This window comes from Microcoleus sp. AR_TQ3_B6 (assembly GCF_036702785.1).
Classification (GTDB): Bacteria; Cyanobacteriota; Cyanobacteriia; order Cyanobacteriales; family Microcoleaceae; genus Microcoleus.
The window spans coordinates 32,096-55,757 of record NZ_JAUBVJ010000054.1; the positions used below are offsets into that span (position 1 = coordinate 32,096).

At 45.6% G+C, this 23,662-nt stretch carries 16 protein-coding genes; 12 read left to right on the forward strand and 4 right to left on the reverse strand.

The window, feature by feature from the left end:
* Nucleotides 1-209: 209 nt before the first annotated feature.
* The 8 genes from QUB56_RS23305 to QUB56_RS23340 all read left to right on the forward strand — a co-directional run bounded on the left by QUB56_RS23305 (nucleotide 210) and on the right by QUB56_RS23340 (nucleotide 12,287).
* Complete coding sequence (locus QUB56_RS23305) at nucleotides 210-2,276, forward strand: FtsK/SpoIIIE domain-containing protein (protein ID WP_332958471.1); 2,067 nt, start codon at nucleotides 210-212, stop codon at nucleotides 2,274-2,276.
* A 31-nt stretch (nucleotides 2,277-2,307) separates the two neighbouring features.
* On the forward strand, nucleotides 2,308-2,526 hold the full coding sequence (locus QUB56_RS23310; protein WP_332958473.1) for a hypothetical protein: 219 nt from the start codon (nucleotides 2,308-2,310) through the stop codon (nucleotides 2,524-2,526).
* Between the two features lie 10 nt (nucleotides 2,527-2,536).
* On the forward strand, nucleotides 2,537-3,490 hold the full coding sequence (locus tag QUB56_RS23315) for a hypothetical protein (protein WP_332958475.1): 954 nt from the start codon (nucleotides 2,537-2,539) through the stop codon (nucleotides 3,488-3,490).
* Nucleotides 3,491-3,517: 27 nt separating this feature from the next.
* On the forward strand, nucleotides 3,518-4,090 hold the full coding sequence (locus QUB56_RS23320; RefSeq protein ID WP_332958477.1) for a hypothetical protein: 573 nt from the start codon (nucleotides 3,518-3,520) through the stop codon (nucleotides 4,088-4,090).
* An 86-nt stretch (nucleotides 4,091-4,176) separates the two neighbouring features.
* On the forward strand, nucleotides 4,177-4,716 hold the full coding sequence (locus QUB56_RS23325; RefSeq protein ID WP_332958478.1) for a Uma2 family endonuclease: 540 nt from the start codon (nucleotides 4,177-4,179) through the stop codon (nucleotides 4,714-4,716).
* Between the two features lie 195 nt (nucleotides 4,717-4,911).
* Entirely contained in the window at nucleotides 4,912-6,093 is a 1,182-nt protein-coding gene (locus tag QUB56_RS23330) for a GTPase (RefSeq protein ID WP_332958479.1), read from the forward strand.
* 131 nt (nucleotides 6,094-6,224) lie between these two features.
* Nucleotides 6,225-6,770, forward strand: coding sequence for a Uma2 family endonuclease (locus QUB56_RS23335; protein WP_332958480.1), 546 nt, complete (start codon nucleotides 6,225-6,227; stop codon nucleotides 6,768-6,770).
* Nucleotides 6,771-7,712: 942 nt separating this feature from the next.
* Nucleotides 7,713-12,287, forward strand: coding sequence for a TIR domain-containing protein (locus tag QUB56_RS23340; RefSeq protein WP_332958481.1), 4,575 nt, complete (start codon nucleotides 7,713-7,715; stop codon nucleotides 12,285-12,287).
* A gap of 209 nt (nucleotides 12,288-12,496) precedes the next feature.
* Here the strand turns inward: QUB56_RS23340 and QUB56_RS23345 are convergent, their stop codons facing one another.
* A complete protein-coding gene (locus QUB56_RS23345) occupies nucleotides 12,497-12,622 on the reverse strand; it encodes a hypothetical protein (RefSeq protein ID WP_332958482.1) in 126 nt (41 codons plus the stop codon).
* Nucleotides 12,623-13,103: 481 nt separating this feature from the next.
* Between QUB56_RS23345 and QUB56_RS23350 the strand changes: the two genes are divergently transcribed.
* The 4 genes from QUB56_RS23350 to QUB56_RS23365 are packed head-to-tail and all read left to right on the forward strand — an operon-like array spanning nucleotide 13,104 to nucleotide 15,489.
* Nucleotides 13,104-13,421 carry a 2Fe-2S iron-sulfur cluster-binding protein gene (locus QUB56_RS23350; protein WP_332958483.1) on the forward strand — a complete coding sequence of 106 codons (318 nt, stop codon included), beginning with the start codon at nucleotides 13,104-13,106 and terminating at the stop codon, nucleotides 13,419-13,421.
* A 57-nt stretch (nucleotides 13,422-13,478) separates the two neighbouring features.
* A complete protein-coding gene (locus QUB56_RS23355; protein ID WP_332958492.1) occupies nucleotides 13,479-13,670 on the forward strand; it encodes a hypothetical protein in 192 nt (63 codons plus the stop codon).
* The gene (locus tag QUB56_RS23360; RefSeq protein WP_332958485.1) at nucleotides 13,667-14,842 is read left to right on the forward strand and encodes a DUF3326 domain-containing protein; all 1,176 of its coding nucleotides are present in this window, start codon (nucleotides 13,667-13,669) and stop codon (nucleotides 14,840-14,842) included. The genes QUB56_RS23355 and QUB56_RS23360 overlap by 4 nt, the downstream gene beginning before the upstream one ends.
* 53 nt (nucleotides 14,843-14,895) lie before the next feature.
* Nucleotides 14,896-15,489, forward strand: a complete 594-nt coding sequence (locus QUB56_RS23365; RefSeq protein ID WP_332958486.1) for a CPBP family intramembrane glutamic endopeptidase — start codon at nucleotides 14,896-14,898, stop codon at nucleotides 15,487-15,489.
* Between the two features lie 346 nt (nucleotides 15,490-15,835).
* Here QUB56_RS23365 and QUB56_RS23370 read toward each other — a convergent pair whose 3' ends face one another.
* From QUB56_RS23370 to QUB56_RS23380, 3 genes are all read right to left on the reverse strand, one after another.
* Nucleotides 15,836-16,870, reverse strand: coding sequence for a methyltransferase (locus QUB56_RS23370; protein ID WP_332958488.1), 1,035 nt, complete (start codon nucleotides 16,868-16,870; stop codon nucleotides 15,836-15,838).
* Between the two features lie 114 nt (nucleotides 16,871-16,984).
* Nucleotides 16,985-20,881, reverse strand: a complete 3,897-nt coding sequence (locus QUB56_RS23375) for a beta-ketoacyl synthase N-terminal-like domain-containing protein (RefSeq protein ID WP_332958489.1) — start codon at nucleotides 20,879-20,881, stop codon at nucleotides 16,985-16,987.
* On the reverse strand, nucleotides 20,874-23,662 hold a 2,789-nt coding region (locus tag QUB56_RS23380; RefSeq protein ID WP_332958490.1), incomplete at its 5' end, for an amino acid adenylation domain-containing protein. The genes QUB56_RS23380 and QUB56_RS23375, both read right to left, overlap by 8 nt.

The window sequence follows — 23,662 nt, forward strand, 5'->3', positions numbered from 1 at the left end:
TGTAAGCATTTTTCTCATGCAGGGATATTGTCTGCATCACGGGAATCTGTATTTTTTATATCACCAGAAACTCAGGAGAGCAGACGATAGCATTTTTAGGTAAATAAGTTATGCTCAAATCCTGTATTATCAAGCTTTCATAGTTAAGATTCGTGCCTCATTTTTTGGAGAAAGGCTATAGCAAGTTATCTAAACGATGGTAATTAGAAATGACAATTCATAAATTCCCCCTACTATTAGAAATTCACTCTCATAAATCTTTGCAGGATAGCACTTACCAACGTACTATCCGTCGAGAGCTACTACAAACTCAGGATCATACACTGCGCTCAATCCGCCGCCTCGGTACTAACCTAACAATTTCCATCCGCTACATCTATGACCTCACTCAATCCCCCAAACTCAAAACATACCTCCTAATCAATCAACCACACAATACCCAAACGGAAGAAAATTCCCAAGAAATCCTTAGCCTCCTCACCAAAGGCAAATTAAGCGAATTCTTCACCCTCACCCCTCAACCCAACCTTACCATCTGCCAAAACTTAGAATGGGTGCAAATTATTGGTGAAATACTAAAACATGAGGAATTAATCGAACCCCAAAATTACTACATCCCTCACTTCTTCGAGGCAAATCAAACCAATGATATGTCAGCAGTCTGCGATGTCATCCAGCGCGCCGACAGCAAACTAATTTTAGAAATCACCCTCCAAACCTATGATAACCCCAATCAAAAATCCTGGGTAAATGCCATCAACCAAATGCTCGCTCAATTGGAAAAAGTCAACGCCAGCGGCACTAAAGACAACCTTCTATCTGTGACATTAGCACTCTATCAAAAATACCAACAATTATATCCCAGCAGTGACTTATTCCAATATAGTATCAAAGCCTTAGCAGAAAATTGGAGCGATGCTTCTGTCGTCCTCAGTACCCTCATCGAGCACGCCACCAAAGAAACCCCTCACGGTAAACAATGCCGAATTGTCAAAGTCAACAAAAGCAACCCCGCATTTTCCGAAAGCTTGGAAGCCACAAAAAACGTAGATATTTCCAGTGCTATTGAATGGGAAGGTTGGCATAAAAACAACAGTGAACGGTCAATTGTAAATGCAATTCAGCCACAAAAAAAAGGATTAGGAAAATTTGGCAATTCTGTCAGTCTTCCCGAAAAACCATCATTCAACCATCAAAGTCAACCACCCATAATAGGTGGTGTCAACTCAGAGCCAAATCCAAAACTACCGCAACTATATAATGCTGTTTCAGATGGTTCTCGTTTAGCAAAGTTGTCCTCAACTCCGCCCCCATCTCGAATAGTTGATTTAAAACCATTGCATCGACTGGCGACTGCTCAAGAAATTAGCGGTTTTTTCCGCATAGCTGTTACCCAAGAAATCTCTATTGAAAGTATAACTGAAAAGTCCTTGCCCGTTGCTAATCCTGAAGACTTATTCAATTATTACAAAAGTCTACTGGAACAAGATTCGGATACTTACCGAGATTGCTACATTGTAGGTATTAATGACGAAGGAAATCCCGTAATATCAAGCTGGGCAGAAACTCCTCATCGCTTAGTCGCTGGCGTACCAGGTGCCGGTAAAACTAACTTTCTGAATTGGGTAATTTTCCAGTTTCTCTATGCTAATCCCACAGGGAAAATTTATATTGCCGATTTTGCTGGAGTTGACTTTAACTTTTTAGTGAAGCACTTCAAAGATAATGTTGAAATTATTACAACGGTAGAAGAATGTCAAAAATTAGTTGAAAAAATTCATACTGAGGAGTATCAAAGACGTATCGAGTTACTGAAAGAAGCTGAAGTCCAGAATATTAAACAGTTAAGAGAAGAGGGGGTTGAGATTCAGCGCACGCTTTGGATTATTGATGAAGCAGCAGACATAGCACTTGCGCCCAGTAAATTAAAAGAAACGATTCAAACGAGATTAATTGAGTATGCGCGTAAGGGGCGTAAATGTGGTCTTCACGTTATTTACTGCACTCAAAAACCATCAACTGCCATTATTACACCACAGGTGCTTGAATCCTGCGAAGAAAAAGTCGTTTTCCGAGTAAGTTTAGCGGCAAGTGAAGCTATTATAGAAACTAGCCAAGCTGCTAAAATCTCAAAGGAATCTCGCGGCAGGGCTGTTTTAATGCTAGTTGGAGGTGATGATAATGATTTTGTAAATACTCCCTATATTCAAGTTCCCGTGGGCAAGAAAGTCCTAGTAGAAGATACGCTATGGCGTTATCTAGCTACTAAATCGTAAAAGGTTTTTATCTATAGATGGAGGTATCTAAATGAGTCTCAAAGCTGAAATTGAAGAATTCCAATCCATGATTAACAGAATAGTTGAGTCTCTGGAAGAGGTCAGTAGCTCATCAGCAACTATTCCTGAGACAGCAGTCGAGGAATTAAGCAACAAATTATCAAGTTTAACGGAGGGCACTGAGGAGGTATCTAGCGAACTCCGAACAGCTATAGAAATGCTTGAAGGAATAAAATCCCGTTGGGGTTAAGGAGTAAAATATGGGGTCACTCAGAGACGACATCGAACAATGGCGGAGTAAAGTCTCCCAACTACGAGAAGGGATGGAGGAAGTTCATGCTTGCGCCGATAGACTTTCTGAGTGTCCTGCTTCTGAGTTAGATTGGCAGTTTTCCACGCTGCTAGAAATGTGCGAGGAATGCTTTAGTCAAGTTGAACATTTAAGAGAGGAATTAGAAGAGATACAAAGTCGGTGGGGTGTTGGCACGATTGGGAATCAAAAATTTTTGGCTTCAATCATTTCTCCAACAACTAAATTGGCAAATACGGCTGTTAATGATGCCCCTATTCAAGATGCGATCGCCAAAAGCGAGATTTTTTTGACAACGGCTATTGCATCAGGCGTACCCACATGGTTAGCCCTCGAACTCGCTAACATTCCGGGTGACTCTTGGATTTTATACGAAAATCCGAACGCAACAGAAAGACTCACTGATTTAACCCAAAATCCCGCGAGTGACTATTATCAAAAAAAACCGAGTAAACAATTACAAGGCGATCAAGGGGAATTAGTCTTATTAAAAATGCTGTTAGACTCTGATGATATAGAGAATCTTCACTCAGGTTTGCAAATTAAACCTACATTTTACTTTCAAAATGGCAAAGACTACTGTAAACCAGATTTTTATTTAACATCTCACCGTTTAATTTGTGATGCCAAAGCTTATAAACCTAGTTCGATTAGCTCTATTAAGACAGCATCTAAGAAATATGTTAACTATCTTCGGGAAAATGGAGGAGGTGAAGTCAGATTTTATGTACCTAGAGATACTTATATCAAATGTCAGCACAGACTCAATCGACTTCAATCTCAAGAAAACGGGGTTAATGTTACCATCCATCCTATGACCAGTGATTATGAACATATACTTTGGAAAAAAGAATTAATTTATACTTATCTTAAGTCTTTGCTAAAAATCCAAGTAACTCCTTGAGCAGAGAATATGTGGAGTAGATAAATTATGACTCAATCTCCTGCGACAATATCGATCGATCGCATCCTCGAACAAAATGCCCAATCTGTACTGATTTGGGTAAACAACATATTTTCAGGTAAAACCGCCCAACCACAAGACTTTAACTGGCTATTATTAGCCGATGTTTGCTCTGAATCGGCTCGAAAAAGTCCAAATGGTGTAGGTTTGCCCGATCGCACATGGGCAGAAGTAGCAACCGCAATTTACGATCGGCTAGCCAATGATGCCGATCGCAAAAAACCAGGTAGCGGCGAGTCTTTTACGATTTCCTCAATGATGCTGCGGGCTGGGGCGATAGAAAAACACGGAGTAATTTCCGGTCATCCTGTTCTCGATGTTAACTTAATTCTACAATGGTTTTGGAACAACATCAAAGAGTCGTGCGAAGATGTGGAAAAAAAAGCAGCTGATTGGAAAACGCTACCCATTGCAGAAATTCGCGAGTTAAGACAACTTAAAAATCGATTGAAAGTGATCGCAGCACTCGCTGACAGCGATCAATATGTTTTAGATGAAAATCTCAACAGTTGGCTTTCCCTGCGGGAGAAACTACCGTAAAAGTGCGGGTACTCATCACGCAACAACTTCTCACCGTATCAGCCATAATAGTAACAAGTGAGTTTGGTAAAAGCGAGGAAATAACTATGGTCACTGCTAGTGCTGTACAAGATAATTTTACTTTAGAAGAGTTCATCACCGAGCCGCCCGACAACATGGAATTGGTAGACGGCAAACTTGTGGAGAAAAATGGCATGACACTAAAGACGGGTAAAATTCAGTCAAGGCTAAGTCGTTACTGGGGAGATTACAAAGATTCCAGCGGACAAGGGGGAGAAGTCTATGTCGAAGCTACTTGCCGCACCAACCAACAAATTCGCCGCCCCGATGTCGCCTATCTCACACTTGAATTAGTTGCACAATTTGGCAATCTTGCCACTTTACCCCAATGTTTCCCTTTAATTGCCGAAATAGTTTCACCCACCGATATCGCCGAAGATGTCTTTCTCAAAGCACAGGAATATTTAGAATCTAGCTGTCAGGAAGTCTGGTTAGTTTTTCCCGAAAGTCATTTAGTATTCGTGATGACTCAAAATCAAATATTGACATTTAGATCCGGCGATACCGCCAGCACCCAACAAATCCTGATCGGTTTTAGCATCGAAGTCGATCGATTGCTAGCTTAAACTAAATTCTACAACCTTTCATTTAGCAGCACGCGATACAAAACTCTCCTCTACCCGTTGCACCAGTTCTGAAATCAAATTGCTACAATAAGTTTAAGACTCCTCAGTCCGCCTTCGCGGACTTCGTTTGTAGATCATCGGAATTCTATTCGGTGGTATTGAATTAATATCCCACCCTTATCGGAGCAAACCGCCATGTCAGACGACTTTTCCTTAGACGAGCTTTTAAATAGAAGTTACTACGCCTTCAAAGAGGCAGAAAACCAAGTGGGACAGTGCAATGTTTTAGTCATCGGCAAAACCGGCGTCGGCAAAAGTACCCTGATAAATTCCGTTTTTCGCCAACGCTTAGCAGAAACCGGAGTCGGCCGCCCCATCACTCAAGGCATTCGCCAATATACCAAACCGAATTGCCCAATAACAGTCTACGATACTCCCGGACTCGAACTCAACGCCGAACAAATTAAAGTTATTCAATTAAACGTTGCAAAACTAATTGAAGACCAAAGACTCCTCCACCCAAAAGACCACATTCACGTCATCTGGTACTGCATCAATCACAGCGCCAATAGAATAGAATCTGTCGAGGAAAGCTGGCTAAAAGAAATGGAAGTCAAAGAGGTACCAGTTCTTTTAGTGCTGACTCAGACGACATCTAAAAAGCCGAGCGAGTTTTTCAAGCAACTGGAACACATGAATTTGCCAGTCAGTCAAATCATCCCTGTGATGGCTGAGCCGGAAGAAATAGATGAGGATTATACAGTAAAATCTCACGGTTTAGATAAGTTGGTAGATGCAACTTTTCAACTGCTGCCGGAAGTAGCTAAAAAAGCTTTTGTTAAAGAACAAATTGCCAATATTGCGCTCAAATCCGATATGGCATTTAAGTATCTAAGTGCTTATGTTGCAGGTTCTGCAATTGTCGGTGCGACTCCTGTACCGTTTGCTGATGCGCCGATTTTGATGACGATGCAAACGGCAATGATTGCTAATATTACTGTGATTTTTGGAATGCCCTTTGATAAGGGCTTTATTTCGGCGATGCTGTCTGCTATTAGCGGCACAGGCGGAGTTACTGCTGTGGGCAGAAGTATTGTTACTAATTTGATTAAAATGATTCCGGGTGCGGGTACTGTTGTCGGCGGTGCTATCTCCGCTGCAACCGCAGCAACTCTCACGCTTGCTCTCGGTTTGGCTTACATTGAAGTGCTTAAAGCTTATATGAAAGCTCAAGTTAATGGGGAACAACTTTCTTTGCAGCAGTTGACAAAAATGTTTGTGGATTTTTATAAGGATTATGCTAGTTCTGGGCGTAAAACTTTAAAGGATGAGCAACAGAATCAACCTAAACCTCCCAATAAAATTGATATTGAGTAGATGGGAATGGGGCAGAGGGAAGGGGGCATAGGGCATAAATTATTTGTTAATTCCCATTCCAAATTACCCATTACCAATCCCGAATTACCAAAAATTGCTACAATATCAGTGAATTCTGCAAAAGGGAGTAAATGGCGATGGTAATGGTAGCCGTTTTATCAGACAATGTTTCTCTAGAAGAATTTATAGCCTGTCCCGCCGATGATATGGAATGGGTGGACGGGCAAATCTCGGAGAAAAATGGCATGACAGTAAAACACAGTCGAATCCAATCTCGACTAGATTATTCTTGGAGAAGTTACAAGATATCTAGCGGACAAGGTGGCGAAGTCTATACAGAAGTTCCTTGTCGTACTGACAGGCGAGTGCGCCGCCCTGATGTAGCTTATCTGACTGCTGAACTTGTTGCTGAATATGGCGATGTTCCTACTTTGCCTCAAAGTCCGCCGTTAATTGCTGAAATAGTTTCTCCTACTGATATTGCGGAAGATATATTTTTGAAAGCACAAGAGTATTTAGATTCTGGTTGTCTGGAAGTTTGGATTGTTTTTCCCGAAAGTCGCTGGATAATGATTGTGACTCAAACTCAAAAGTTAACCTTTAACCAGGGTTCTACCGTCAGCACTCAGTTAGTGCTGGCGGGTTTTAGTGTTGCTGTTGAGGAGTTGTTGGCTTGAAGGCAAAAATTAGTTACGTAATTACTGCTTTCTGGCAGAGTTCGCCCGCGATCCTCGTGATAATTTGTGAAAAAGTCCTTGACAAAATGCCGTAGCTTGCGGGGCGCGACGCCATCGCTCGCCCCAAGCAATTAATAAAAAATTTGGCATTGCTGATTCATGGTATAAATCAACTTGTCTCGCAAGTTACAAAGTGAGCATCTCATATTTGTAAAAATACTTCTTCTAGCTCCTTCCTTCTGACCAATAATTTCTTGATAGTACAAGCCCCCGGATTTATCCGTGGAATCAATCGAAAATCGAAAATCGAAAATCCTAAAGCCCCCGCATTTATCCGTGGGGTCGCCTCTAAAATCTAAAATCTAAAATCTAAAATCGATTGACTCTTTCCTTCTGCCTCCTGCCTCAAAACTCCTGCCTCAAAACTCCAATTTCTAGCTGGGCTGCTTTCATTGAGATGCTGCCGTTACAAAACTCACCCTACTTGGTCTATAGCCATCCCGAAATCTTGAATTCCTACCTGTATCCAGCAACGCCCTAAATTATGTACTCATGCCAAAGATGCGACTTTTTCGACTTTACGATCGCACTTTTGGGATTGAAAGAGACAGTAGTCCCAAGCCATGATAGAGATAGGGAAAGTCAACCCACGATATCTAGTTTGTCAAGATATCGTAAATCGGCCTTGCTAAATTGGGTATGAAATTTGTAGGCTCAATCCCCCCGTAGTTGCCTCACCGCTGACGGGGTAAGCACTTAGAATTACCCCTACACGCAAAATTATACTTTGATTCCGCAGCGCTTGATTTTGTTCGAGTCCCATCCAATCAGATCGCGTGAGGTGGTGCGGTTTTGCTGTATACTATTGGCCCTATCTAAAATGTTTGAATTCCCTGAGGGAAATTGCCCGATTTCTTATTCCCCATTTACCTATCCCTCACTATGAAAACAATATTTGACGCTTTTATCTCTTACGGACGCGCAGATAGTCTAGGTTTCGGCAGAAAGTTATACGATCGCCTGCGAGAAGAAGGGTTGAATATTTGGTTCGACCAAAACGATATTCCCCTGGGAGTCGATTTCCAAAATCAAATTGACGACGGCATCGAGAAAGCGGAGAACTTCTTATTTATCATCGCACCGCATTCGATCAACTCGCCTTATTGCGCCAAGGAAATTGAACTGGCGATAAGGCGCAACAAACGGATAATTCCCTTACTGCACGTCGAAGAGATCGATCGACACCTGTGGCAGCAGAGAAAACCCCAGGGAACCGACGAGGAGTGGGAAGCCTACAAAGCCAAAGGATTGCATTCGCATTTTAACAATATGCACCCGGCGATCCGCAAAATCAACTGGGTGTATTTTCGCGAGGGAATTGATGACTTCGATAAATCTTTCACCGGCTTACTTGAATTATTAAACCGCCACGCCGATTATGTAGAAAAGCATACGCAATTGTTAGTCAAAGCCTTAGACTGGGAACGGCAGCAAAAACAAAATAGATGGCTGTTAGTTGGCGACGAGAAAAAGCAAGCAGAAGCTTGGTTAAAAATTCATTTTAACTCGGAACAGCCGCCTTGCTTTCCGACGGATTTGCATTGCGAATACATTACTGAAAGCATCAAGAATGGCAATAACTTGATGACTCAGGTGTTTATCTCTTATTCCGAACGCGATCGCGAAACAATGGAGAAAATTCGCAACAGTCTGAGGCGAGAAAGTTTGACCGTTTGGACGAATACAACCGATGTTCAAACCGGAGAAGATTTTCAGAGTGCGATCGATCGCGGCATCGAACAAACCGATAATTTAGTCTATCTGGTATCGCCGGACTCTGTACAATCCGAGTTTGTTCGGAAAGAATTAGAGTATGCAGTATCACTCCACAAGCGACTTATCCCCATTTTAGTTCGAGAAACGCTACCCGAATCGATTCCCAAGGCATTGCAGGGCGTGCAGTATATCGACCTCACCGACAACGTAGCAGAAGGGGATTATGTACTCGATGAAAGCCAATTGCTGAAGATTATACATCAGGATGAAGTTTACTATAACGAGCATAAAGTGTTCCTAACTCAAGCCTTGAAGTGGGAGAGACAGCATAAGAATCCGAGTATTCTGCTGCGAGGTTATAACTTGCGAAGTGCAGAGACGTGGTTGAAAGTAGGGCAGAAACGAACGCAGCATCGCCCAACAGCATTAATAGAAGAATTTATTGCTGAAAGTTTGCGGCAACCGCCCTTGGAATCCCTCGATGTTTTTATTTCTTATTCTCGCGTAGATTCGGATTTAGCCAGAAAGCTCAATAACGGACTGCAACTACAGGGAAAAACCACCTGGTTCGACCAAGAAAGTATTGCCTCGGGAGCGGATTTTGCGCGAGAAATCGAGCAGGGCATCCAATCGTCAGATAATTTCTTATTTATTCTTTCCCCGCAATCGGTAAATTCACCCTATTGCGCGATGGAAGTGGAGTATGCAGCCAATTTGAACAAGCGGTTTGTGACGCTGCTGCATCGATCGGTCAATTCAGAAGACTTGCATCCGGAGTTAGCCAAAGTCCAGTGGATTGATTTCAATCAAAACGAGGGGGATTTCAATGCCAATTTTAATCAATTGGTCAGAACCCTGGATACCGACAGAGAACACTTACACAATCATACGAAATGGTCTCAGCGGGCGTTGGAGTGGCAGCAAAAAAATAAGACGAAAGATCTACTATTGCGCGGGAGTGAATTGGCGATCGCCGAAGTTTGGTTGAAAGACATTCAATCACAAAAGAAACAGCCCGTCGCGACGGAGTTACAAAAGGCATATATAGCCGAAAGTAGCGCAGAAAAACGCAAAAATAAGATGCTATTAACGGGAGCGGTCGTGGGTGCGCTCTCGATCATGACATTTGTCACTATTGCCACAACTTTTTTGCTATTAGTGGTGAATGAACAATCTAAAGAAGTGACAACTGAAAGGGAGCGCGCCGAGAAGTTAACGGAAAAGGCTTACCGCGTGCAGACTTTGCTCGAAGCCGAGCCCGTAGAGGCACTCATTCGGGCGATTCAAGCCACAGGTGAAAACGCACCTCCATCGTCAAAGGTTGACCCGAAGACGTGGGCCCAGGTGCAGTCTAGCTTGCGCGATGCCACCGAAGATGCCAGAGAGCGCAATCTCCTGACAGCAAACACAGAGGCAGTCAACTCATTAGCGTTGAGTCCAGACGGCAAAACCCTCGCGAGTGCGGGTGATGACGGGAGGATTCGCCTGTGGAATACCTCTGGCTATCCCACCCATCAACAGCTCGACCCGTTGCCCAAGGGGCTTAAAACCGCCCTCCATTCCGTGGCATTTAGCCCAGAAGGCAAAACGATCGTCAGTGGCGATGATAAGGGGACGATTCGCTTGTGGGACATCTCTGGTAAGCTCATCAAAGTCTTCAAAGGGCATCAAGGCAATGTCTGGTCAATACGATTTAGCCCCGATGGCCTCACGATCGTCAGTAGTGGCGAGGACGGGACGATTCGCCTGTGGAATACTTTAGGCAATCCCGTCGGTAAACCTTTTAAAGGGCATAAGGGTGGGATTCGATCGATCGCATTAAGTCCCGATGGAGAAACCATCGTCAGTGGCGGCAAAGACAAAACGGTTCGTTTGTGGACTCGTCAGGGTCAACCCATTGGTCAACCTTTTGGTCAACCTTGGAGGGGGCATAAGGAGGAGGTCGCGTCAGTGGCCTGGAGCCCCGATGGTAAAACCATTGCCAGTGGCAGCGATGACGGGCTGATTCGTTTGTGGAACACCTCGGGGGAACGCATCGGTCAACCCTTCAAAGGGCATGAGGGTACATCGATTAGGTCACTCGCATTTAGTCCCACGGGTAGCGTCATCGTCAGTGGGGGCGGGGATGGAAGCATTTCTCTTTGGGATCTGGGGGGGAAGCCTCTCCTGAGTCATCCCCTCATCGGGCACCAGGGTGCAGTCTCGTCCGTGGCATTGAGCCGCGATGGCAAAACCATTTTCAGTAGCGACTATATCGGGACGATTCGTCTGTGGGATAGGGACGGCTACCTCATCGCTCAACCCTTCACCGGGCACGACTTTGGAGTAGACTCAGCGGCATTGAACCCCGATGGCAAAACCATTGTCAGTGGTAGCTATGACGGTACAATTGGCCTATGGGATACCTCAGGCAAGCCCATCGGTCAGCCCTTTAAAGGACATACAGGTACGGTCAATTCAGTGGCATGGAGTCCAGACGGCAAAACCATTGTCAGTGGTAGCGCGGACAAGACGCTCCGCCTGTGGGATCGCTCTGGCAAGCCCATCGGTCAACCCTTTGAGGGACATCAAGGTTCGGTCAACTCCGTGGCATTTAGCCCGGACGGCAAAACAATCGTCAGCGGTGGCGATGACCGGAAAGTTCGCCTGTGGAATACTTCAGGCAATCCCATCGGTCAACCCTTTAAAGGGCATAAGGATGCGGTCAACTCGGCGGTATTTAGTCCGGATGGCCTCACGATCGTCAGTGGCAGTCGGGACCGTACGCTCCGCCTGTGGGATGGCTCTGGCAAAACCATCCGTAAACCCTTTAGAGGACACACCCATATAATCCGCTCGGTGAAATTTAGCCCGGATGGCAAAACCATTGCCAGCGGTAGTTGGGATGCCACGCTTCGCCTGTGGGACACCTCCGGTGAACCCATCGGTCAGCCCCTCCTGGGAGATATGAACCCAGTCGATTCAGTTGCGTTTAGCCCTGACGGTAAAAGCATTATCAGCGGCAGTTCGTATGGCACGCGCAAATGGCGCGTTGGCACTTGGGAAGATTGGCTGAAGATGGCGTGCAACCGAATAATTTTACATCCCGTTTTAGTCACGCCCGAAACGCAGTTTGGTGAGGATACGGAAATGATCTCCGTGGCGAAAGAGGCGGGGGAAACCTGTCAAAAGTGGGCCTGGAACGATGCGGAAAAAGCCCAGTTTTTAGTCAATCGAGGTCGATCAATCTCGCAGCAAGGCGATTTCAGCCTAGCCATCAGGACGTTCCAAAAGGCCCAGAAATTATCGCCCAGCATTAAGGTGCCAGCAGAGGACAAGGTTAAACGGTGGGCTGCTGAAGGTTTGATCGAAAAAGGGGAAAACCTAGTCAAAGAGGGTGAAGTTCAGAAAGCAGTGGATGCCTTCGAGAAAGCAAAGCAGTTCGACGCAACCTGGAAGATCCCTCAAGAGTCTTGGCAGAGGCTGTGTAAGTACGGTGTGCAGCAGCGAGAGGCAAAGACCGTGATCTCGGCGTGCGATACGGCGGTAGCACTTGCACCGGGCGATATCCGGGCTCGAGATATTCGTGGGGTGGCCCGGGCGCTGATGGGGGATAGGGCAGGGGCGATGGCAGATTTTCAAGCGTATATCAAGGGCACGGATTCGGCAGAGGGCAAAAAACAGCGCCAAGGCTGGATTGATGCCCTGAAAAAGGGTGAGAATCCGTTTACAAAGGATGAGATCGCTAAGTTGTGGCGATGAGTTCAGGGGGAACAGTTATCAGTTATCAGTTATCAGTCAACAGTGAATTGAATGGTTGTTAGATCTTGACTAAATAGCCAGATACTTTTCTAAAATTCCTCCGAGTTGTTCACCACGATCTGGTTGACAGCGAAGGAATTTTTTGTGAATATTTTCACTCGACCGAAAACCAAGGCTTAATGATCTGGGAGAGTCAACCACACTCAGCGTCAAAACTGACAATTCATATCAATTACGGTAACACCGTCGGTCATTGTTGACTGTTGACTGTTGACTGATGACTGTTGACTGTTGACTGTTGACTGATGACTGTTGACTGTAGAAGGAGGGGTCAAAAAACTAAAAATTGCGCGAATTATTTGTTGGCCTCGGGATTCGACTTTACGCCCGACTTCGGAGCGCGGATTTGAGATCGAGAAGCAAACTGAATTCCCTTGGATGAACCTGTTGTCTAGCCGAGTCTACCAAAACGCTTTAATTGACTTGAAAGATGCCTTATATCAAATCCGTTAGCATCGAAATAGTAAATTCGAGTTCACTGTTCACTGTTGACTGTTCACTGTCAACAGTCAACCGTCAACAGTCAACATCATTCCGGTGCAACCGGAAACGATATTACAAAACTCCCCCTCAACCGGGCTTATAGCAATGCCGAAATCTTGAATTCATAGCTGTATTCAGCAACGCCAAAAATTTTAACAATAAAAAATGCAGTTGTAAATTTGCACAAAATCACCAACCGCGGTAAAATTCTAATTGCTTTGTTTGCAAATCTAGCGTAAATTCCAATTGGGAATTAAAACCAATCATTGAAATATGTCTAAGACTTACACAGTTGAATTGCTCCACCAAGGCTCAACCTATACCGTAGAAGTGCCGGAAGATAAACAAATTCTGCAAGTGGCCAACGCTGCCGGCATCGATCTGCCTAACTCTTGCAATGCAGGGGTTTGTACTACTTGCGCTGCTAAAATTATTGAGGGTGAAGTAGAGCAAGTTGATTGCATGGGCGTCAGTCCCGAACTTCAGGCAGAAGGTTATGTGTTGCTGTGCATTGCTTATCCCCGATCGAACTTGAGGATAGAAACCGAAAAAGAAGACATTGTGTACGATCGCCAGTTCGGTAAATCCTAGGACTAAGCTAAAATTGACCTAAGTACCGATCAAAGTAAAACCACTATGGATCGCCCCATGACCACCCATTTCATTTCCGCAGAAGTTGACCTCCACGATACCGCCGAAGAATTGCACTCGGCGATTGAAATTGAACTGCAAAAGCACGGCGAACCCCTGCGGTGGGCAGTCACAGACGTGGATGTTGATCGGCAAAAGGCTGTGGTAGAAGGCTACGTGCTCGTGGAAGCCTCCCCCGCAACAGCGTGAACCAGCGCCCTTTCACAGTGGTTTTGATAGTCCCCACAGGCGTTGGAGCCTCGATCGGGGGCTTTGCAGGAGATGCGCTGCCCGTGGCTAGGGCGATCGCCCAAATTTCAGACACCCTGATCACTCACCCCAACGTCCTCAACGGCGCCCAACTTTATTGGCCCATACCTAACGCACTCTACGTTGAAGGTTACGCCCTTGACAAATTTGCTGCCGGATGCTGGGGCCTGCAACCGGTACATCAAAATCGCATCGGCTTAATCCTCGATGCCGGCATTGAACCAGACTTGCAGTTGCGCCACTTGCAAGCCGTTGATGCTGCGAGAGCTACATTGGGTTTGAATATAACCGATTTTGTTTTAACCGATCGCCCCCTGCAAGTAGAATTGCGTATTTCTGAATCAGGGGCATCCTGGGGGACGATCGGCAATCCAGACAGTTTATTGCGCGCTGCCGAAAAATTAATCGAACAAGCAAGAGTAGAGGCGATCGCAGTTGTAGCCAGATTTCCCGACGATGAAGGCAGCCTCGCCCTCGAAAACTACCGCCGCGGCAAAGGAGTTGACCCCCTCGCCGGCGCGGAAGCTGTCATCAGCCACCTCATCGTCAGGACCTTTAAAATCCCCTGCGCCCACGCCCCCGCCTTGTCAGCGCTTCCCCTCGATCCGCACCTGTCCCCGCGATCGGCTGCTGAGGAAATCGGCTATACTTTCCTACCTTGCGTGCTTGCGGGCCTGGGCAAAGCCCCCCAATTTGTCACTCCTACTGTGGGACAGGCATCTTGCCTGTCGCAGGTATTGGGCGGGCAAGATGCCCGCACGCAGGTATTGGGCGGGCATCTTGCCCGCCCCACAAGAGAGAAATTCTATGCAAACAGGCGAGATTTCGAGTCCCAGGGTTTGTGGGCCGATCGAGTCGATGCGGTGGTGATACCCGCCACAGCCTGCGGCGGCAGTGCTATTCTGAGTTTGAGCGGGCGTGAGTCCGTACAAATCATCGCTGTCGGCGACAACAAAACCCAGATGCAGGCGACTCCAGAAAAACTCGGAATCCAAGCTTTGCAGGTAAACTCATATTTAGAGGCGATCGGAGTTTTGGTCGCAAAGCGAGCCGGCATCAGTCCAGCTTCCTTGGGTGCAGACATCTCCCCCCTGCGTCGTTTGTCTGACTAAACCCAACAAATCTCAAATCTCAAATCTCAAACCTCAAATCTAAAAGTGATTAAGTGGCACAAAAACTTCCAGAACATCATGAAATTGAACCCTTGACGCGCACCCAAGTTTTAGTAGCAATGGGCGTGACAGCAATTATGTTGCTGGCGGTAGGTAAATTGTGGTTGCTATTTGGATCGCTATCGCTTTTGCCAGTCAAATTGATAGGAATGGACTTGCTCAAAGGATGTGCGCTCGGACTGGCAATTACAGGCGGCAGTGCGATCGTTTATCACCTCTGGCCCGGTTATCGCCGCAGTGCAGACGTTTACTTGGAAGTAGTGCTCAAACCTTTGTTTTGGCCGGATTTAATTTGGCTGGGACTGCTGCCGGGACTTAGCGAAGAATTGCTATTTCGAGGCGTGATGCTGTCTGCTTTGGGATTGAATGTTACCGGTTTAGTTTTATCGAGTTTTTGTTTCGGCATTCTGCATTTGGGAGGCATGGATCAGTGGCCTTATGCTGTTTGGGCAACCGCTGTCGGATTGCTGTTGGGTTACAGCGTTTTAGCGACTGGGAATTTGTTAGTGCCAATTACGGCTCATATCTGTACGAATTTGATTTCTAGCTGTGTTTGGAAGTGGGAACACAATGCGGTGAAGCGGTAGGATAGATGGATATCGACCATAAAGCGGGTGATTGAAATCCCTAGCAACGCGATCGCACGAGGAGAAGTACGATCGTTTTTTCGCTTGGCTGCAACATAATGGTGACGTATTTGCCTGACACATAGCAGGTTTAGGCTTTGTGTAGACAGGAAATTTGTTCAAGTCCCGATAATAGCAATTATGAAAAATATTGCTACAGTCCTGATGTTGGGTTGCACTTCGTCCCACCCAACCTACTTTTGTGATTGTTGCAGAACTTTTCATAATTGCTATAAGAGGAGCGAGATTAATTGAGAAATAGGAATCCTACACCAGAATAATTCCGGTGTTTTTAGACCTGCTAATCTCAAGCAGGTTTCGCCTCGATCGCACTTACTGGCCCCCTTGTTTGGATCGTATTAGTCACCTTGAATCCCGCCGATGAAAGTAAATTATAAAACTCATCCTCTGTACGCATAAAATTACCGCCCAGAATGAACAGATTTAGACTGATCTGACCCATAAAGGGCGACATTTTGCCTTTAGGCAAGATAAAATCAACAACCACCAGCCTGTCTTTAACAGTCATAGCTTGGTAGCAGTTAGTAAGAATTTTAATAGCATGAATATCATCCCAATTGAGGAGGACGCGAGAAATTAAGTAAAGATCGCCATCAGGGAGAACCGCATCAAAAAAGTTTCCTCCAACTATTTGACACCTATCTGCAACTCCAGCCCCTTCCAAAACCCGCTGCGCACTAACAACCACCTCTTCGCGATCGAACAAAATAGCTTGCATCTTGGGATTCGCATTCAAAATAACAGCCGTTAGAGTTCCAATGCCCCCTCCAACATCCACAAGTGTCTTAACTTCTGAAAAATCATAAGCTTCAAGAACCGGAAGCAGCCACTCTCTTGTCGTCTCCTTCATCCACTCATTAAAATTTCCACTAGCCTCCGAATCTTGCTTTAAATAACTATAAAAGTCCCTATTAAAAGTATGATTAAATGCAGTTTTTCCCGTCTTTATACCGTATAGTAAATTTCCCCAAGCCTGATAGCCCTCATCACCCATTGCCATAACTGTACCCCGTAAAGAATCAGAAGTACCAGTCCGGAGATGTTTTCCCAGAGAATTTAAGCAAAACTTCTCATTATCTTCCACAGAAAATACACCCACGCTTACTAGCATACGCATCAGGTGATACATACCATGAGAATTTACACCAGCAGCTTTTGCAAGTTCATCAGCATTCTTAGAACCGTCACTCAGAATATCTGCAATTCCCAGTTTAGCCGCTACAAAAAGAGCCTGGGATGTTTTAAACCCAAACGTCATTTCTAGTAGCACTGAGGATGAGCTTTCACCTTCGGATTGGATATTATCTGCGTATAAAGTCATGGGAACTCCTTTGAAAGTTATCTATTTAAGAATTAAAGAGGCAGTATCCAGAAATATAGAGATTACTGTCGTCTCCACATTTAGCAACACTGACTCAACACACAAACTGTTAGGTCAAAAGTGCGCTTCAGCGCCACAAAGTACCTCTCTCGTCTCAATTAGCTGCCTTGCCTCATCAAGGTATACTCTAAGTTGTTCAGCCATAACCTGAACATGAGGGGGATAATTCATAGTGATATGATTCCCCGGCACTTCTCCTACCTCTACACCGACGGAAGCAACCTGCATCCAGGGCAATTCTGGATTTTTAGGATTAACTTCATTTTGTTCCTTAGCACGGAAAAAGATGATTCGACCCGGATAATTTTGGGGTATGTAATTTTGCATCGCTTGGGCGTGTACTTTAAACAGATGAAGAAACTGGCGAATCTGAGGTAATCCAAAATGTGGAGGAACTACCCTATTAGCAATCTTTACTTGCTCCAAAAAGTAGAGAAGTTGCTCCTCTGGTTCCAGTTTTTGAAGAACCTCCATAGAAAGAGACATATTGAAACCAACGCCTAGTAAATATACCAAAATAGCTGTATCATCTTCCCTCGCTAAAACGGGCATTTGACCAGGGCCAGGGGTATCTATTAAAGTTAGCACTGCTATCTTTTCACCTTGGGCATTGAGTTGCTGCGCCATCTCAAAAGCAACAGTTCCTCCAAAGGAAGAACCACCCAAAAAATAGGGGCCTTCAGGTTGTTGAACGCGTACTGCTTCAATATAGCGAGCAGCCATCTCCTCAACTTTAGTAAAAGACTCTGTTTCCCGATCTGAAGCGTCCGCTTGTATACCAAAAACAGGCTGATCGGAACCTAGATAACGCGCTAAATCCCGATAAATATAAACGTGACCCCCTACCGGATGGACTAAGAACAAAGGTTGTTTAAAACTACCGCGCTGAATTTCTACTAACAAAGATTCAGAAGCTGGCTGTAGTGGCTGGTTAGAATTATCCGATAAGTCGGAAGTGTTTTTAATTAATGTAGCCAAAGCAGCAATAGTCGATGATTGCAATAGGCTATGGGGAGACAAGGATTGTTGCAGTGTTTCGTTTAACTTAGTTATTAGTTGAACTGCTAATAATGAGTCTCCGCCTAAATCAAAAAAGTCATCATGAATTCCTACTTGCTCGATACCTAAAAATTCTTGCCAGATACTAGCAATAGTTTGCTCAATTTCATCTCTAGGAGCAATATAGGTATTGGGTAAATTCGGTCTAGAGTGAGGTGGTGTTGAATCTACTGGTTGGGAATTTTCATCTGGTAAAGATGCAGTTTTAATCGGTTGCTCGATTCCTGGTGCTTCAATCCAGTAACGTTGGCGCTCAAACGGATATGTTGGCAATGGGAGACGATAACGCTGCTCCGAAGCATAAAATTTAGACCAATCTATTTGTACTCCTCCTAACCAGAGTTTACCCAATGTAGTAAGTAAGAAAGCTACATCTGAATTTTGGTCTTGTGGATGGCGCAATGAAGAAAGTACAATCTGCTGGGCCCCCTTATTGGGATGCTGTTTTGCTAGCGTGTTCAACGTCCGTCCGGGCCCCACTTCTAGCAAGATTTGATTTTTGTCTTTTAATAGCTTTTGTAAGCCTTCTGCAAAGCGTACTGTTTGCCGCAAATGTTGAGCATAATAACTCGGATTTGTCGCCTCCATTGCTGTAATCCAATTACCAGTAAAGTTAGACAAATATGGAATTTTAGGCGCTTTCAGCTTAACTTTTTTCACCTGTTCGGTGAAGGGTTCTAAAATTGGCTCCATCATCTGTGAATGGAAAGCATGAGAAGTGTGCAATCGGCGACACTCTATACCTTTTTCGAGTAGTTTTTGTGCCAATTCATCTACGGCATCAGTAGCACCTGAAACCACGCTCATAGATGCTCCGTTAATAACAGCTAAATCGAGTTTATTGCCCAAAGATGCTTGCAATTCCTGTTCTGGAAGTGGAACTGCAAGCATGGAACCACTCGGCAGTTGTTGCATTAATTTACCTCGTGCAGCTACCAAGGATAAGCCATCTTCTAAGGAGAAAACACCAGCCAAACAAGCTGCTACATATTCACCAATGCTATGACCAATCATCGCTTTGGGATGCACTCCCCAAGACATCCACAATTTAGCTAAAGCGTACTCGATCGCAAACAGTGCTGGCTGTGTAATCGCAGTCTGTTTTAATTGGTTTGTAGCTGCTTGTGCTAGTGCTTCATTTGGATAAAGTACGTGGCGCAGATCGATTCCCAAGTGAGGTTTAAGAATTTCCGAACAGATATCGATGTGTTCGCGAAATGTTGTTTCAACTTGGTAGAGTTCCCAGCTCATATTAATGTACTGCGAACCCTGTCCTGAAAACATAAATACGACAGGTCGGTTTTTGGACTCTTGTAAGTTGGTAAAAACTCGTTTGGGATCGAGATTGTCGAGAGCGATCGCGCCCTCTTCAATGTCATTACAAACTACTATCCGTCGATGGCTGAAAGCTCTTCTACCAACTTGAAGCGTATAAGCAACATCCGCAAGATTTTCATCGGGATGCTGCTTTAAATAGTTGCTCAAATTTACCGTTGCACAATCAAGTGCAGAGCTAGTTTTTGCAGATAAAACCAACAGTTGTGATGGTCGGGATTTTCCCGATTTTTCTACAGTAGGCGCTTCTTCTAGCACCACATGAGCATTAGTTCCACCGATGCCAAAGGAACTAACTCCAGCACGGCGCGGCGTTTTACCTGCTTTCCATTCCGAAAGTTTAGTATTAACGTAAAAGGGACTGTTGGCAAAATCAATCTTGGGATTAGCTTGTTCAAAATGCAAGCTAGGTGGTATTAATTGGTGTTTGAGAGCTTGGACAGTTTTGATTAACCCCGTGACACCAGCCGCAGTATCCAAATGTCCGATATTGGTTTTTGCCGAACCGATCGCACAAAAGCCTTTTTTCTTAGTTTCAAGTGAGAAAGCTTGCGTCAGCCCAGCGATTTCGATCGGATCGCCCAGAGGTGTTCCGGTTCCGTGAGCTTCTATATAGCTGACGGTTTCAGGGGAAATTTCTGCGATCGCCAGAGCCTCTGCGATCGCCTGCGCCTGACCATCTATACTGGGAGCTGTATAGCCAATTTTGGCACCATCATTATTGAGCGCAGAACCTTTAATCACCGCATGAATATAATCTCCGTCTGCGATCGCCTCCTCTAATCTTTTCAAAACCACAATTCCTACACCGCTACCGCTAACAGTTCCCTGGGCCTTAGCATCAAAGGCTCTACAGTGTCCGTCGGGTGAAAAAATCATTCCCTCCTTATAAAAATATCCTGTTTTTTGGTTAACGCCTATAGAAACGCCACCAGCCAAAGCCATATCGCATTGGTAACTCAGCAAGCTTTGGCAAGCCATGCTAATAGCAACCAATGAAGTAGAACAGGCTGTTTGTACAGTAATACTCGGTCCTTTCAAGTTTAATTTATAAGAAACGCGAGTGGCTAGGAAATCTTTCTCATTGGCGATCGCAAGTTGGAAATCTCCAAATGATTCTCTAAGCTGATGATTGGGATAAAGGTTATTCAATAAATAACTATTGAAACTCCCTGCGCCTGCGTAAACCCCTATCGAACCTTCGTAAGTTTCTGAGTTGTACCCAGCATTTTCTAGAGCCTCCCAAGCTGACTCCAAGAAAAAGCGGTGTTGTGGATCTGTGATTTCAGCTTCTCTAGGATTAAACCCAAAGAATGAAGCATCAAATAACTCAATATCTTCTAGTACCCCTCTTGCTTTTACATAGCGGGGGTCACGCACCACTGATTGGTCAATACCTAAAGATTCTAGTTCTTGTTCAGAGAAGAAAGAAATAGATTCCACGCCATCGCGTAGGTTTTGCCAGAACTCATCAACATTTTTAGCACCAGGAAAGCGACCTGCCATGCCGATGATAGCGATACCTTCTCTAAACTGGGAAAATTCAGAGCTATCCATTTTTATTCTTTCCTTGCGATCGCTGTTTTTGCTTTTGGCGATTGATTGCGTCTTTTTGTTTATTAACGCGATCTTGATTTTGCCCTAAAGAAGATTTTTCCTCAGGTTCCTCACTTAAATATTTTGCCAAAGAGCTGATGGTTGGATACTTAAACATTTCCATGATTGAAACCTTTTTATCCACCAATTCGCGCAGTTTACTTTGAGCCTGAGCTATCAGTAATGAATTACCGCCTAGAGAGAAGAAACTATCCTCTACACCTACTTTTTCTAAGTGTAATACCTGTTGCCAAACGGTAGCGATAATTTGCTCTAGCTCAGTTTGGGGTGCAACATAAGTTGTTTCCAACTGCGGGTTAAGAGCGTCTGGAACTGGTAGCGCCAGAGTGTCTACTTTGCCATTGGGTGTTAGGGGAAAATGATTCACAAACACAAAGCTGGAGGGCACCATATAGTTGGGCAGCTTCTGCTTGAGAACATTACGTAAACTCCCGACCGATGTGCGTTGCAAAAATTTCCAGAAACCCTGAGTTTCCAGAAGATACGCTATGCTCTGTTGAAAAATAGCTTGTTCGTTCGCACCCAGAGCAAACTCAATCCCTGCTAGGTTTCCCCGGCACCAAGTGACTCTTCCCGCCAACCACCGCTCTTCACCGGAACCAGGCAGATGCAGGCGCAGGCGGACGCTTTGACCGGGCTCACAAGTATCTGGTACGCCCACTATGCCGACGCCAGCTAATGACATGTCTTCTGTGCGAAGTTTCACCGCCGGGTTCCCGTCAAATTCTGCCAGACAATCACTTTTGAAGGGAGTACGTTCTGGTATGAGGTTGGAAACGATATAAGCAGCTACTAAGCACTGATTACCGGACGCATCTTCCCGCTTCATAACGACGCACTCCCGCACATCCGGGTGTTGGCTCAATACCGCCTGAATCTCGCCGAGTTCGATGTCCCATAAATTATCATCTACACCAACTTTTGCTGGGTGCAATACTTGTTGCCAAGCTGTAGCGATCGCTTCTTCGCTCTCTGTCTCGGGTGCAGCATAATCCAACTGTGGGTTAAAACTATCTGGCTCTGGCAGCGCCTTGCGGTCTATTTTGCCGTTCGGTGTCAGTGGCAACGTCTTCAAAAACACAAAGCTGGAGGGCATCATATAGTTGGGCAGTTTCTGCTGGAGAAGATTGCGTAAACTCCCGACCGCTGTGCGTTGCAAAAATTTCCAGAAGCCATACGTTTCCAGAAGATACTCTATGGTGTGTTGAAAAAGATCTTGTTCGCTCGCACCCAGAGCCAGCTCAATCCCTGCTAGGTTTCCCCGGCACCAAGCGACAGTTCCCGCCAACCATAGCTCCTCATCGCATTCAGGCAGATGCAGGCGCAGGCGGACCCTTTGACCGGGCCCACAAGTATCTGGTACGCCCAGGAGGCCGACGCCACCTAATGAGATGTCTTCTGTGCGAAGTTTCACCGCCGGGTTCCCGTCAAATTCTGCCAGACACTCACTTTTGAAGGGAATACGTTGTGGTGTGAGGTTGGAAACAATATAAGCTACTAGGCGCTGATTGCCCCACGCATCCTCCCGCTTCATAACGACGGACTCTCGCACATCCGGGTGTTGGCTCAATACCGCTTCGATCTCCCCGAGTTCGATGCGGAAGCCGCGAATTTTCACTTGCTGGTCGATGCGACCCAGGAATTGGATATTGCCGTCGGATAGGTAGCGGGCTAAGTCGCCTGTTTTGTAGAGGCGCGAGCTCGGTTCGTCGCTAAAGGGATTGAGGATAAAGCGTTCCGCAGTTAGTTCGGGCCGGTTGAGGTAGCCCCGTGCTAAACCAGCACCGCCAATGTATAACTCTCCGGGAATGCCGATCGGAACAGCTTGCAGTTGAGCATCTAGAATATAGACCTGTGTATTGGCAATAGGCCGACCGATGGGCAGTGACTCTTTACTATCGGTAAATTCGGCGATGGTGGCACAGACGGTGGATTCCGTTGGCCCATAAGCATTAAAAAATCGACGCCCTGATGACCATTTGGCTGCGAGGTCGGGGGAAGAGTCTTCTCCGGCGACGATAATTGTCCGCAACGCGGGTAGTTCCTCAGCGGGTAGTACCGCCAGCACTGACGGTGGCAGCGTAACAGTCGCGATCGCATAGTCGCGCAATAGCTGAATCAGAGATCCTCCAGGTAGCAGGGAGTCCCGCGTTCCCATTACCAGGGTCGCTCCTACCATCAAGGCCATGACAACCTCCCAAATCGAGGCATCAAAGCTCAAAGAGGCAAACTGGAGGACACGACTGTTCGGTTGCACATTGAAGATCCGGATCTGTGCTGTAGCCAGGTTGCTTACCCCAGAGTGCGCCACTAGAACACCCTTGGGCTTCCCTGTAGACCCGGAAGTGTAAATCACATAGGCCAGGTTCTCAGGCGTTAAGCTGCATCCAGGGTTTTCCTCACTCTGTCGCTCAATGATTTCCCACTCTGTGTCCAGGCAAACGATACGTGCTTGGTGTTTGGGAAGAGATTCGACCAACTGCCTCTGAGTCAGGAGCACTGGTACTTGGGCATCTTCTAACATGAAAGCCAAACGTTCTGGGGGATAAGCCGGGTCTAGGGGTACATAAGCTCCACCAGCTTTGAGGATGCCAAGCAGGCCTACTACCATTTCCAATGAACGCTCTACACAAATACCCACCAATACCTCTGCACCCACACCCAAATTCCCAAGGTGGTGCGCTAACTGATTAGCTCGTTGATTCAGCTCTTTATAGGTAA

Bases quoted from the DNA above. Each gene is read 5' to 3' on its own strand.
- QUB56_RS23305 (WP_332958471.1), top strand. From the start codon at position 210: ATGACAATTCATAAATTCCCCCTACTATTAGAAATTCACTCTCATAAA.
- QUB56_RS23310 (WP_332958473.1), top strand. From the start codon at position 2,308: ATGAGTCTCAAAGCTGAAATTGAAGAATTCCAATCCATGATTAACAGA.
- QUB56_RS23315 (WP_332958475.1), top strand. From the start codon at position 2,537: ATGGGGTCACTCAGAGACGACATCGAACAATGGCGGAGTAAAGTCTCC.
- QUB56_RS23320 (WP_332958477.1), top strand. From the start codon at position 3,518: ATGACTCAATCTCCTGCGACAATATCGATCGATCGCATCCTCGAACAA.
- QUB56_RS23325 (WP_332958478.1), top strand. From the start codon at position 4,177: ATGGTCACTGCTAGTGCTGTACAAGATAATTTTACTTTAGAAGAGTTC.
- QUB56_RS23330 (WP_332958479.1), top strand. From the start codon at position 4,912: ATGTCAGACGACTTTTCCTTAGACGAGCTTTTAAATAGAAGTTACTAC.
- QUB56_RS23335 (WP_332958480.1), top strand. From the start codon at position 6,225: ATGGCGATGGTAATGGTAGCCGTTTTATCAGACAATGTTTCTCTAGAA.
- QUB56_RS23340 (WP_332958481.1), top strand. From the start codon at position 7,713: ATGAAAACAATATTTGACGCTTTTATCTCTTACGGACGCGCAGATAGT.
- QUB56_RS23350 (WP_332958483.1), top strand. From the start codon at position 13,104: ATGTCTAAGACTTACACAGTTGAATTGCTCCACCAAGGCTCAACCTAT.
- QUB56_RS23355 (WP_332958492.1), top strand. From the start codon at position 13,479: ATGACCACCCATTTCATTTCCGCAGAAGTTGACCTCCACGATACCGCC.
- QUB56_RS23370 (WP_332958488.1), bottom strand. From the start codon at position 16,870: ATGACTTTATACGCAGATAATATCCAATCCGAAGGTGAAAGCTCATCC.
- QUB56_RS23375 (WP_332958489.1), bottom strand. From the start codon at position 20,881: ATGGATAGCTCTGAATTTTCCCAGTTTAGAGAAGGTATCGCTATCATC.